Here is a 13,093-nt window from a genome sequence, read left to right on the forward strand (position 1 = left end):
CCCCCCTGCAATTAATCCATAATAGTTACTTGACAAATATTTTGTTGCGCTTTTATTTCTTCAATCACTTCATCTGCTAATAATTCATCTGTTTCAATAACCATAAGCGCTCTTCTTCCTTTTTCTTTACGAGAAACACTCATTGTACTAATGTTAATCTCGTTTGTAGCAAGGATTGAAGCTACTGCTGCAATAGCACCAAAGCGATCGTTATTTACAATAAGTAGTGCTGGACTTGTGCCTGATAATTGAAGATCGAATCCGTTTAATTCTACAACTTCAATTTTACCGCCACCAATTGAGCAAGCAACAACTTCAATTTCTTCTTCACCTTTATACAAACGAATTTTCGCTGTATTTGGGTGAGGTGCATTGGCATCTTCTTCAATGAATTCCACTTCAATTCCGCGCTCTTTTGCTATTTCTAGCGCCTCTGGAATACGTAAGTCATCTGTTTCAAATCCTAATATTCCACCGATTAGTGCTACATCCGTACCATGCCCTCGATACGTCTTTGCAAATGATCCATATAACGAAATGCTTACTCTTTCTGGTTCATGACGAAACAGCTGGCGAGCAACTTGCCCCATTCTTGCCGCGCCTGCTGTATGTGAACTTGATGGTCCAATCATAACTGGACCGATAATATCAAATACTGAGCGATACTTCATCATAACTCCCCCTAAACCTCTATGCAAAAATTTATTCTACTATTCTATTAACCTGCTACATCTGTCGCTTTTCCAGTTGTACCACGAATTTGTTCTGCTGTATGAATTGGATAATTTTTAAATAAAAGTAATCCAATATAACCTGAAATAATACCAGTTATAATAATACATAAGAATCTTAGCATTATTTTCATTAAAAAATGATATAAGATAATCCACAATAAAGTCTGGTAGCAATCCAAAGTTTAACACAGAAGCCATTGCAAGGATAGCATAAACAAGCGATATCTTTCCTATTATAATTCTCATGTTACTCTCTCATGGTTTAGTCAACTTCACTTGTTACGATAATAACTAAAAAGCATGTGACTTATCATAAATTATAATCTGCCCTCATTATAGCTTGTTTTTTATAAAACGCTTACTTTTGTTGAATTTTAAAAGTTCTGAATAAAAGTCCATTCCTGCTATTTGTATCACTTGTATGTCATCTGACTTATATAACAGTTTTTCTAAATAATCATTATTTCGTATTTTTATCGTATATATTCAAACCATTCTAATTTTCTGTATCATCCAAGTATAAGTATAAAATAATAACAGTTTTATTTTTAAATTTTTTTAGACATAAAAAAATGGTAACCCATCGTTACCATTTTTTACAAAATTATTATTTTTCTACTGGGAATGATTTCAAATCTGTCGCTATTTCTGTATTAGCAAACAACTCTCTTGCCTCTTTCAATAATTCCTTATATGTATCTCCTTGATAGCGAGAACTAATGTGAGTTAAGATTAATCGCTTCGCATTTGCCTGAAGTGCAATGCTCGCAGCTTGCTTAGATGTGGAATGAAAATAATCATGCGCTTGTTGCTCATCTTCTGCTGCGAAAGTCGCTTCATGGACAAGTACATCTGCATCTTGCGCAAGCTCCCTACTCGCTTCGCAATATCGCGTATCACCTAAGATAGTAATAATTCTTCCTTTTTGAGGTGGGCCGATAAACTCATTTCCATTTAATATCGTGCCATCCTCTAATTCAACTACTTCTCCATCCTTTAAACGTTTAAAGATTGGACCTGGTTTCACACCCATCTCAAGCAACTTATTAACTAAAAGAGCACCTTGTATATCTTTCTCTACAATACGATATCCAAAACATTCTATACCGTGTGACAATCTTTTCGTTTCTACATAAAATTCATTATCTTCAAATACGGTACCTTCTTCTGTTATCTCCACAACTTCAAGTGGATATTTCACATGTGTCGTACTTACCGATAATGCCACTTCAATAAATTGTTTAATTCCTTTCGGTCCATACACCGTTAAAGGCGTAGTTCCTCCTTGAAATGAACGGCTACCTAATAAACCAGGCAATCCAAAAATATGATCGCCATGTAAATGCGTAATAAATATTTTTTCAATGCGGCGCGGACGTACAGATGTATGTAATATTTGATGTTGCGTGGCCTCGCCACAATCAAATAACCAAGTTTGTCCTCGTTCTTCTAACAATTGTAAAGCAATTGCTGAAACGTTCCTTCCTTTTGAAGGAACACCTGCACCAGTTCCTAAAAATACAAATTCCACTTTCTTTCCTCCAGCTCTAAATATACTCTATCTCTCATCTTACGGAATGTTATTTCAAATGGCAAATTGAATTTACATAACCAATCATCTAGACAACTATATAGCACGAACGTTATACTCAAAAAATTTAGCGATCGTTCGTGTTTTGTGTTAAAATGATTATACTACATTTTAAGGGAGCGTTTTATTATGAAAGAAGTATTTCGTTTACAAACTGATTTTTCATCTTCATTTGATCGCTGGGTAAGTTCTTTCGTGTCTGATCACCCAGCACAATTAGAATGGACAACTTTAAAGGAATTAATCCATGAATATACAACATCACATACAAATGATACGTTACCAGCATATATTTCTTCAGCTTTAACATATTACGCCCAACGCGTTTCAACTACAAACAGTTCAGAGATTGTTATTTTTGAAAACCCTACAATCTCGTAATCTATAATAAAAAAGCACTGGTTACAGTGCTTTTTTATTTATACTTATTTAGCAAATGATTATATTCCGTCCAAAAGTCTGTATACATACTTTGATCAAACTCATCTAAAATTATCTTTTCATTTGATTTATTGAATAATTCTTTTGCTTGTAGTGCAAAAGAAAGAATTTGTTTTCTATATTCATTTTCATTTACTTCTATATGAAGCCCTTCATAGTATATAGCCTTTTGATCAGTAGAAATAACTTTGACAAAATCCTTTAAAACCACATTTTCACCTATATGGTTTATAGTCCAATGAATTGAAATTGGGCATCCTAACATGAGCATAGTGCCACATCCATGCAAAATAAGCCCCTCTTCATTTTCAATATCACAAATATATTCTTTATCTAAAGTTCGTAACAGAGCTAAAGCTGATTCACTTATTCCCCATTCCTCATCCATACCTGTTTGTGTAATAATCGTTCCATCCACATTTAAATAAATTTCCCCGTGAGAACATAAATCTTCCTGCTCATTAAACAACCACTTTTGATTCTCAATATTTATAATAAAATTTTGTGGTACCATTACAAATTCCCCTTTTATAAAAATATTTATTTTCCACATTATTTATAATTAATATCATGTATTTCATCCCATATATCTATTATAAATCCATTTAATATTTTAAAAACACAGATAAAAAAGATATTGACACTACGATTTTACAGTGCTAACATTCAACATGTAATTGAATATGGTCTCTGTTAGGTGAGGCTCCTGTATAGAGAAACGCTGCTGCCCAAAAATGTCGAGAGACGCCAATGGGTCAACAGGAAAGGTCGGAATGAAGGCCTTTTTTAACGTAGCTGGTTTCAGTACCTATGCTATACAGTGCTAAAACTCAACGAGGGAGAGGTGCATGTATTTTGTCATACACAAAAACTGTTTTTATTTATGTCTACTAGCAGTCTTTGTTGTGGACTCTTTTAACTGCGAATTCAGACCTTTACTCGTTTTGAGTAAAGGTCTTTTTACGTCTATATGCACCTTACTATGAAACAAACATAGCATATTCAGAAACTACTAAATTGTACGGAGGTGAGGAACAGTTGGCAATTGATGATTCGGCCCAGATACCCATACGTTTTACATTCATATTTCATCATGTAGGTAGGAAAGAAACTGTTCCTCACCATTTCAAATAGTTAGGTAACAGATTGTTTCCTCCTTCATGACAGAGGAGGAACTACCGATGTTTAATTTACAAAGACAAGAAACAAAGCATGCTTATGAGCAAGATAGCATGAAAACAAATAACGAATTATTAGTGGAGGTTGCAACACAAGATATAAGCTCTGCGTTAAAACTTTTAGAAACATCTCAAGATGGATTATCTAAACAAGAATCGTCTCGTAGACTTTCTTTATATGGCCCGAACGAAATAGCTCATAATAAAATGGCACCGTGGTACATTCAGCTTCTGTTAGCATTTAAAAATCCATTTATTTTCGTTTTATTAGCTCTTGGAGCACTCTCCTTTTTCACGGATGATATGCAAGGAACAATTGTCGTATCTGTAATGGTCCTACTTAGTGCAACGATTCGGTTTTCCCAAGAATTTCGTTCTCAAAAAGCTGCCGATAAATTAAAAGCTATGGTTCGAACAACTGCGAGCGTATTTAGAATAAATGGATTTGTACATGAAATAAAAAATGTAACGAATTTAAATCGAAATTACACAACAGAAATTCCAATTGAGGAACTTGTACCTGGCGATATTATTTCCCTTTCAGCAGGTGATATCGTTCCAGCCGATGTGCGTATTGTATCCGCTAAAGATTTATTTGTTAATCAATCTTCTTTAACAGGGGAAGCACTTCCTGTAGAAAAATACGAAAACTGCTACCATACAGAAAATAAGCATATCTTACCGAAAAACATGAAAAAAAATTACAATCCACTCGATATGGAAAACCTTTGCTTCATGGGAACAAATATTGTAAGTGGTAGCGCAAAAGCTGTTGTCATCTCAACAAGTACTGATACGTATTTCGGCTCTTTAGCAAATAAGATAATCGGAAAGCGGGTAGAAACAAGCTTTGATAAAGGTGTAAACAAAGTAAGCTGGCTCTTAATTACATTCATGCTTATTATGGCGCCTATTGTCCTTCTCATTAACGGATTCACAAAAGGAGATTGGCAAGAAGCTTTCTTCTTCGCTATTGCCGTGGCTGTTGGTCTTACACCTGAAATGTTACCAATGATTGTAACTGCTAATTTAGCTAAAGGTGCCGTTAACATGTCTAAACAAAAAGTAATTGTAAAACAGCTAAATTCTATTCAAAACTTAGGTGCTATGAACATTCTTTGTACAGATAAAACCGGAACTTTAACAGAAGATAAAGTTGTCCTTGTTCGTCACTTAGATTCTAGTGGAAATAAATGCAATCGTGTCTTGCAATTTGCCTATTTAAATAGTTTCTATCAAACTGGATTGAAAAACTTAATAGATAAAGCTGTTATTAAGCATACAGAGGAAAACAATACATTTGACCCATCAGCTTTTCAAAAGCTAGATGAAATTCCATTCGATTTCGCCCGCCGGCGTATGTCAGTCATCGTAAAAGATATTTCAGGTGAACATACAATGGTTTGTAAAGGTGCCGTAGAAGAAATTTTATCAATTTGCAACTACACTGAAGTGGATAAAAAAATCGTTACACTCACTGAGGAAATACGCTCAAATGTCAAAAAACTAAGCGAGACATTGAATAGTGAAGGTATGCGGGTTATTGCTGTGGCTTATAAAAAAGATAGAAACATAAATGATAAAGAGTACGCAGTAAAAGACGAAACTGATATGATTCTCGCTGGATATATCGGCTTTTTAGATCCACCGAAACCATCTGCAGCAGCTGCAATTCAAGCATTACAAAAGCATGGTGTACAAGTAAAAATTTTAACTGGCGATAACGAAATTGTTACACGAAAAGTTTGTAAAGAAGTTGGATTAGATATCGGCGAACCAATCCTCGGTTACGAGATTGATTCTTTACCAGATAAAGCATTAGCAAAACTTGCTGAAGAAACGACTGTATTTGCGAAGCTTAATCCAATGCAAAAATCTCGCATTATACACGCATTACAAGGAAACAGACACACTGTAGGTTACATGGGAGACGGCATTAACGATGCTGTAGCATTACGTGAAGCTGATGTCGGAATATCTGTTGATACTGCTACTGATATTGCGAAAGAAGCTTCTGATATTATTCTACTCGAAAAAAGTTTAACTATATTAGAAGCCGGGATTGTAGAAGGACGTACTACATTCGGAAATATTTTAAAATATATTAAGATGACAGCTAGCTCTAACTTCGGTAATGTGTTTAGCGTGTTAGTAGCAAGTGCTTTCATTCCTTTTTTACCGATGCTTGCCATTCATCTTTTAATTCAAAACTTACTTTATGATATTTCACAACTTTCTATTCCATGGGACAAAATGGATAAAGAGTTTCTAGAAAAACCCCGAAAATGGGATACTGCAAACTTACGAAACTTCATTATTTGTATCGGCCCAATTAGTTCCATATTTGATATTATCACATACGTAGTCATGTGGAATGTATTTGGCGCAAATACACCGAGCGAGCAATCATTATTCCAGTCCGGTTGGTTTGTGGTTGGATTGTTAACTCAAACTTTAATTGTTCACATGATACGAACACAGAAGATTCCATTTATTCAAAGCACTGCATCAACACCCGTCGTTTTATTAACCGCTCTTATTATGGCAATCGGGATTTATATTCCATTCTCACCACTTGGTGCAGCCGTTGGTTTACAAGCATTGCCACTTAGCTACTTCCCTTGGTTAGTAGGAATACTATTAGGCTACGCTTTTTTAACACAATTCCTGAAAAAGCTTTATATTAAAAAGTTTCATAGCTGGTTGTAAAAATAAGAATGAGTGGGTATTCCCCGCTCATTCTAAAAGACATAACACATATTTATATATGGAGGTGACCATGATGGTATGGTACGACATTATATTCAGATTAGTTATAGCAATTATTGTAGGAGCTTGCATCGGAATGGAAAGACAATGGAGACATCGAATGGCTGGGTTACGGACAAATGCTCTCGTATCACTTGGTGCCTGTATATTTGTTTTATTATCCGTCATGCTTGATCATGATGCTAGCCCCTCACGCATTGCTGCTCAAGTCGTTAGTGGCATTGGTTTTTTAGGGGGTGGCGTTATTATCCGCGATGGTTTTAGTATTAGAGGGCTAAATACGGCAGCTACTTTATGGTGTGCAGCTGCTGTCGGTACTCTTACAGGCGCCGGTTTCCTCGTTGCAGCTATATTAGGTGCAGCCGGCGTGTTACTAGCAAATATACTTCTTCGCCCAATTGCTCTTTTTATGAATAAAAAATCAAAAGAAGAATCACCTGAACAAACGAACTACTTACTTTCCCTTACTTGTTCAGAAGAAACTGAAGCACATATTCGTTTTTTACTTATGCATATGGTAAGTACAGAAGGGCTCAGTTTAAAAGAGTTGTATAGTGAAGATGTAGATTCTAATCAAAAAGTTTGTATACAGGCTATATTACATTGCAAGACAAATGCAGCTATCTTAATTGAAAAAATAGTAAGTAGAATGCTATTAGAATCTGGCGTTACTGGAGCTGGATGGAAGACTTCTTTAGATTTAGAAGCGAGTTAAATAGGAAAGGTGTCATGATTTTTACTACTTCATGACACCTTCTACATAAATTTATTTTCTAACTTTTGTTGAAACGACTTCTCTTGCTTACGTAGTAGTTGACTACCTCGTTGTAAAAGCAGTGTTCCATACTTATCATTAATTTGATCAATGACAGCAAGTAGCGGTTCTTTTTTTGCATCCTCTTCAAATGAAAACAAATCTAATTGTTTCACCGATTCTGTCTTCCACTCTATTTCAGTAGCTGTAACACCTAGTAAACGAACGGAATCACCATCCCAATGTTGCTTCCATAAACGGGATGCTGCTTGAAAAATATCGCGTTCTTCCCAAATCGCATTTTTCAATTGCTTACTCCGTGTTACTGTTCGTCTATCATGGTATTTAATCATAATTTGAATATTATAGCTGACAAGGGTTCGCTTTTGTAACCTTTTACTCACTGACTTTGATAAACGTTCTAACATATCAAGTAATTCTTTCTCTTCATCCATATCCTTTGAAAAAGTCATCGAGTTACCGACACTTTTATGCTGTCCCATTTGACTCGGATCCACTTCCCTATCATCCATACCTTTTGCACGCCTTTGCAAATCAACACCGTGCTTGCCAATTTTAGCGCGAATGATATGCTCGTCTCCCTTTGCCAACTGTTCAATTGTCTGTATATGAATATCATTTAATTTTTCAGCTGTTTTCTCACCAATTCCATGCATTGCTCCAACTGGACGTGGCCAAATCAGTTCTGGAATATCGCGTTTTCGAAGCACGGTAATACCAAGTGGTTTTTTCATATCTGAAGCGGTCTTTGCTAGGAAAAGATTTGGAGCGATTCCAATACTACACGGAAGCTGCAACTCTGTTAATAGTGCTTGTTGAATCATCTTTGCTATTTCAAGAGGAGAACCAAGTGCGTAGCAATCTGTAATATCTAAATATCCTTCATCTATTGAGACTGGTTGTATCTTTTCTGTAAAACGGGAAAGGACTTGAAACATTTGAAATGAAGCTTCGCGATATAATGTGAAATTAGGACGCCTTACAACTAATTGCGGGCATAACCTTTTCGCTTCCCAAAGGGGCATCGTCGTACGTATTCCGTATTCTCTCGCCTCATAACTACATGTTATGATAATTCCTTTTCTCTCTTTTTCATTTCCAGCAACCGCTAATGGCTTTCCTTGTAATGATGGATCATGAGCAATTTCAACAGATGCGAAAAAGCAATTCATATCTACATGTAAAATTACACGACCATTTTTCGGATACATTTCTCGCATAGTACTCACTCCCTAATCAGAACGTTCGTTCTTTTATTATATCAAATTTTGCACAATAGTTATAATAATTACTTGTTCTTTTTTATAATCCATATAAAGAGGATACACATGTGAAAGAGGCTGATTATGGTGAAATTAACTATATGTTCCTTGTAGTTATATTAATCATCATAATTATTTACTCCTTCCAATTTTCAACATGAATACGTTTGGATTTTTCTCTCGTCTAATATTATATACTGCTATGATTTTTCTTGTATTGGCTTATACGCCTTGTAAAAACAATCGAATCAAAATAAAAAGCGTGTAAATCACAATTGATTTACACGCTTTTTCTATTCTATTACTTCGCTACTTCTTCAATAATTGCAACAACTAATTCTGCTGTTTTTGCTAACTCTTCAACAGGAATCTTCTCGTTTGTTGTATGAATTTCTTCATAACCAACTGCCAAGTTAACTGTTGGGATACCGTGTCCTGCAATTACATTTGCATCACTTCCGCCACCACTTTGGTGAAGAGAAGGTGTACGACCAATTTTTTCAGCTGCACGTTTTGCAACTTCTACAACGTGATCGCCATCAGCAAATTTAAATCCTGGGTACATAACGTTTACTTCAACGTCTGCATGACCACCCATTTCTTTTGCAGTTGTTTCAAATGCTTCTTTCATTTTCGCAACTTGTGCTTCCATTTTCTCATTGATTAAAGAACGAGCTTCTGCAAAGATTTGTACATGATCGCAAACGATATTCGTTTGTGTACCACCTTCAAAACGTCCAATGTTTGCAGTCGTTTCAGAGTCAATGCGACCAAGTGGCATCTTCGCAATTGCTTTCGCTGCGATAGTAATTGCAGATACACCTTTCTCCGGTGCTACACCAGCGTGAGCTGTTTTCCCGCGAATAATTGCGTTCACTTTCGCTTGTGTTGGAGCTGCAACAACGATTTCACCAACTTTTCCATCGCTATCTAATGCGTAGCCATACTTCGCTGTAATACGCTCACGATCTAAAGCTTTTGCACCAACAAGACCTGATTCTTCTCCGACTGTAATAATAAATTCAATTTTACCGTGAGAGATATTTTTCTCTTTTAAAACACGGATTGCTTCGAACATTGATGCTAATCCAGCTTTATCATCCGCGCCCAAAATTGTTGTACCATCTGATACGATATATCCATCTTTAATAGAAGGCTTAATTCCATTACCAGGAACTACTGTATCCATATGAGAAGTAAAGTAGATTGTATCAACACCATCTTTTGTTGCTGGTAAAGTACAAATTAAGTTACCTGCACCATGACCAGTTACAGCCATTGTGTCATCTTCAAATACTTCTACACCTAAATCTGTAAATTTCTTCGTTAATACTTTGCAGATTTCTGCTTCAAATTTCGTTTCAGAATCTACTTGTACTAATTCCATAAATTCATTTACTAAACGTTCTTGATTAATCATAAGACTGCGCCTCCTGCACTACCATTATGTATGTAACACTATTAATTATAACAGAATTTCGCAAAAGTTTCGAAATACAAGACAAAAAACAGATGGTTTACATGTCTAGATAACCATCTGCTTTCTATTACTCATTTAACAATACCCAGCGCATATGATCCTCCCACACGCCATTTACCATTAACATCTTCCTAGACACGCCTTCATATTGAAAGCCTATCTTCGTCACTACTTGTATAGATGCTAAATTACGAGGCATAATCGGAGCTTCTATACGATGTAACTGAAATCCCTCAAAAGCAACTTGAATTGCTTTTCTAAGCGCTTCTGTCGTATACCCTTTGTTTAACTCTGCTTTATCTAATTTATAACCGAGTACACAAGATTGATAAATGCCACGAACGATTAAATTAAATGAAATACACCCAATTATTTTCGTATCATCACCCTTTTTAAAAATCCATAGTCTGATGATTTTCCCTTCTTCGAACTCTTTTCTATCCTTTTGCAACTTTTTCTTTTGATAATCTAGCGTAAAAAAATCATCCGGTCTATACTCTTCCCAAGCTTTTAAAAACTCACGATTTCTGTCGTAATATTGAAGAACTGTTTCAGCATACGACTCATCAATTTCCTTTAAATATAAACGATCTGTTTCGTATATTTTCATCATCGTATCTCCATTCTTCAGCTTGCCCAACTAAAAATTAACAATATACCCTTTTACTATATTCTCTACACACACTCAAATTTCCTGTTATATTTTGCAACCCCTTCCCGAATTTTGTCCTTACTCTCCCCTTGTCCATAATTTCATTTCTCGTTACAATGAAATTGTACTGATTTGCAAGGAGGTATAACGATGCATAAAAAAGCTCAAAAAATTATGGTTTATGTGATGCTAATTTCTATGCTTGTAACAACATTACTTGCTGGCGCGAGTATGTTTTGGTAAAAAGGGCGATGTGTTCGTCCTTTTTTTACTTTTTACACATGACAAAATAAACCATCTCGACATCGAGATGGTTTATTTTATATAAAACACAATCGCTACAATACTAAAGGAAAATGACATTACAAGTGCTATTACAAAACTTGTATATTGTTTCTGCTGAAATGCCCCAATAACAAAAGTGAGATTAAGTAATGCCATACATACAATCGCTACAAGATAAGAACATATATTAAAAGTTGCCAATATGAATGTAATAACAAATAGAAATCCCATAAAAAACTGCATATACGAAAGTTTTGGATTCAAGTACATATAAGCAACCCCTTTATCTAATTTTATCTTTCTATACTTTCATTAACGCATGGTTATGTACACATGTCAAGACAACTTATTACAATAGAAAAAGCCAACCTTTTCGTTGGCTTCTTCATATGCAACGGCTCCTTTTTCTTTTGCCAATTGCTGAAATGATTTTTTCGATTTCACAATCCATACTTTCGTTCCAATTGGAATACGATCAAACAAATATTCCACATCGTTTTTCTTCATTCTTATACATCCTTGTGAAATATACTTTCCAATTGAACTCGGTTGGTTTGTTCCATGTATTCCATATTTACTTCCATCAGTTCCTCTTGCATTAAATCCAATCCACCTGGATCCAAGTGGATTTTTTGGCGATCCACCTGGAATATCCTTCGCAATGTAATACGGATCCTTCGCTTTCATTACAACATCAAAAGTTCCTTCTGGAGTTAATTCATTCGTTTTCCCTGTCGCTACTGGAAAAACCTTTTGAATCTTTCCATCGTCAATGTAAGCTAATTTATTCGTTGCTTTATTTACAATAATAAAAGGATCTCCGGCACGTGGATTATCCCCAAGAGGCCAAATCGGTGATAAAGAAAGACATAATATGATAGAGAGAAGATACGGCATAGATAATTCCTACCTTCTATATAAGTTCTTTTATATTATCCTTTCCCTTAAAGCGACTTTTAATGAGTAAATATTGTTCCATTTCATACACAAGTTGAACAAGTTTCGCACGTATCTCAAATTCTTCGCGTGTAGCTGGCAATGGCATGTCTCTAAATAATTCCCTCATTTCTTGAAGCTGCCTTAAGGAAATAACGCCTGTACTCTCAGGGCTAATAGCATTACCAATGTTTTCAACAACATCTGCAATCATGTCAGCTTGTTCATACGTCCACGATAAAGAAGCTGCTAATGGTATCATTCGCTCTAAAATTTCGAATTGTTGCATACGCATATTAAAATAACGATAGTAATAATCATCTTCTCGCATAAATGCATTCTCAAGTTTTTTAAACGATAAATCTCTTGCTTCATTTAACATATTCTCGGTTTCAATGAGTTCTGCTCCACTCCAACTACTTTCTCGATTTCGTAAATACACAACCATTTCAAACAAAATCGTTTTAAAATTACTCTCTATTTTATCCTGATACTCTTTTAGCTTATTTTCACTACTCGGCATATACATATTTACTAATAACGCCACGCTAATTCCTATTGTTAATATAGCAATTTCATTTCCAACTATAAGCCATGTAATTTGCTTCAATGAATATAGATGCATAACAATAACTGAACTCGTGACAATACCTTCTTGAATTTTAAGCATTACTGCAGTCGGAATAAATGTAAGTAACAATATGCTAATTGCAAGTGGTGTATAGCCGATCGTTTCAAAAATACAAAACGCGAATACCATTGATAATACACACGCTAGAAAACGATGTAACGACACTTGAAGCGATTTGCGCTTCGTATTTTGTACACATAAAATAACTAAAATACCTGCTGAACTATAAAATTCTAATCCTAATAACTGAGCAATAAAAACTGCCGCGCCTGTCCCTATTGCTGTTTTTACTGTACGGTATCCAATTTTGAACATATCATTGCTCCTATATGTATAAACGTATTTACAGCTAGTATAAA

Annotated in this window: 14 protein-coding genes and 1 riboswitch; of the genes, 4 read left to right on the forward strand and 10 right to left on the reverse strand. The window is 35.3% G+C overall.

Annotation, left to right across the window (positions count from 1 at the left end):
- Positions 1-11: 11 nt before the first annotated feature.
- The 3 genes from sdaAB to rnz form a co-directional block, all read right to left on the reverse strand.
- A complete protein-coding gene (gene sdaAB, locus MHH27_RS21310; protein WP_000877449.1) occupies positions 12-671 on the reverse strand; it encodes an L-serine ammonia-lyase, iron-sulfur-dependent subunit beta in 660 nt (219 codons plus the stop codon).
- 47 nt (positions 672-718) lie between these two features.
- The gene (locus MHH27_RS21315) at positions 719-865 is read right to left on the reverse strand and encodes a hypothetical protein (protein ID WP_000699983.1); all 147 of its coding nucleotides are present in this window, start codon (positions 863-865) and stop codon (positions 719-721) included.
- 476 nt (positions 866-1,341) lie between these two features.
- Positions 1,342-2,265: a ribonuclease Z gene (rnz, locus tag MHH27_RS21320; protein ID WP_090977105.1), complete on the reverse strand. Its 924-nt coding sequence runs from the start codon at positions 2,263-2,265 to the stop codon at positions 1,342-1,344.
- A gap of 189 nt (positions 2,266-2,454) precedes the next feature.
- Between rnz and MHH27_RS21325 the strand changes: the two genes are divergently transcribed.
- A complete protein-coding gene (locus MHH27_RS21325) occupies positions 2,455-2,706 on the forward strand; it encodes a DUF3932 family protein (protein ID WP_000665709.1) in 252 nt (83 codons plus the stop codon).
- A 34-nt stretch (positions 2,707-2,740) separates the two neighbouring features.
- Here MHH27_RS21325 and MHH27_RS21330 read toward each other — a convergent pair whose 3' ends face one another.
- Positions 2,741-3,280 carry a hypothetical protein gene (locus tag MHH27_RS21330; RefSeq protein ID WP_090977103.1) on the reverse strand — a complete coding sequence of 180 codons (540 nt, stop codon included), beginning with the start codon at positions 3,278-3,280 and terminating at the stop codon, positions 2,741-2,743.
- Positions 3,281-3,448: 168 nt separating this feature from the next.
- Positions 3,449-3,616: riboswitch (M-box (ykoK) riboswitch) on the forward strand.
- Positions 3,617-3,947: 331 nt separating this feature from the next.
- Here MHH27_RS21330 and mgtA point away from each other — a divergent pair.
- Positions 3,948-6,653 carry a magnesium-translocating P-type ATPase gene (mgtA, locus tag MHH27_RS21335; RefSeq protein WP_340944005.1) on the forward strand — a complete coding sequence of 902 codons (2,706 nt, stop codon included), beginning with the start codon at positions 3,948-3,950 and terminating at the stop codon, positions 6,651-6,653.
- 73 nt (positions 6,654-6,726) lie between these two features.
- Positions 6,727-7,428 carry an MgtC/SapB family protein gene (locus MHH27_RS21340; RefSeq protein ID WP_000262339.1) on the forward strand — a complete coding sequence of 234 codons (702 nt, stop codon included), beginning with the start codon at positions 6,727-6,729 and terminating at the stop codon, positions 7,426-7,428.
- A gap of 41 nt (positions 7,429-7,469) precedes the next feature.
- On the opposite strand, the gene MHH27_RS21345 is transcribed toward MHH27_RS21340, so the two are convergent.
- The 3 genes from MHH27_RS21345 to MHH27_RS21355 form a co-directional block, all read right to left on the reverse strand.
- Complete coding sequence (locus MHH27_RS21345; protein ID WP_025118230.1) at positions 7,470-8,708, reverse strand: DNA polymerase IV; 1,239 nt, start codon at positions 8,706-8,708, stop codon at positions 7,470-7,472.
- Positions 8,709-9,051: 343 nt separating this feature from the next.
- Positions 9,052-10,170, reverse strand: a complete 1,119-nt coding sequence (locus tag MHH27_RS21350; RefSeq protein WP_000609816.1) for a tripeptidase T — start codon at positions 10,168-10,170, stop codon at positions 9,052-9,054.
- Positions 10,171-10,297: 127 nt separating this feature from the next.
- A complete protein-coding gene (locus MHH27_RS21355) occupies positions 10,298-10,843 on the reverse strand; it encodes a GNAT family N-acetyltransferase (RefSeq protein ID WP_025118231.1) in 546 nt (181 codons plus the stop codon).
- 189 nt (positions 10,844-11,032) lie between these two features.
- Here MHH27_RS21355 and prli42 point away from each other — a divergent pair, with 189 nt between their 5' ends.
- On the forward strand, positions 11,033-11,125 hold the full coding sequence (gene prli42, locus MHH27_RS21360) for a stressosome-associated protein Prli42 (RefSeq protein WP_000549037.1): 93 nt from the start codon (positions 11,033-11,035) through the stop codon (positions 11,123-11,125).
- Between the two features lie 72 nt (positions 11,126-11,197).
- On the opposite strand, the gene MHH27_RS21365 is transcribed toward prli42, so the two are convergent.
- The 3 genes from MHH27_RS21365 to MHH27_RS21375 form a co-directional block, all read right to left on the reverse strand.
- Positions 11,198-11,437: a DUF3894 domain-containing protein gene (locus MHH27_RS21365; RefSeq protein WP_000281167.1), complete on the reverse strand. Its 240-nt coding sequence runs from the start codon at positions 11,435-11,437 to the stop codon at positions 11,198-11,200.
- Positions 11,438-11,503: 66 nt separating this feature from the next.
- On the reverse strand, positions 11,504-12,064 hold the full coding sequence (locus tag MHH27_RS21370) for a L,D-transpeptidase (RefSeq protein WP_001146564.1): 561 nt from the start codon (positions 12,062-12,064) through the stop codon (positions 11,504-11,506).
- Between the two features lie 16 nt (positions 12,065-12,080).
- Entirely contained in the window at positions 12,081-13,049 is a 969-nt protein-coding gene (locus MHH27_RS21375; RefSeq protein WP_000472671.1) for an aromatic acid exporter family protein, read from the reverse strand.
- Positions 13,050-13,093: the final 44 nt, after the last annotated feature.

The organism is Bacillus sp. FSL L8-0152 (assembly GCF_038006365.1).
Lineage (GTDB): Bacteria > Bacillota > Bacilli > Bacillales > Bacillaceae_G > Bacillus_A > Bacillus_A cereus.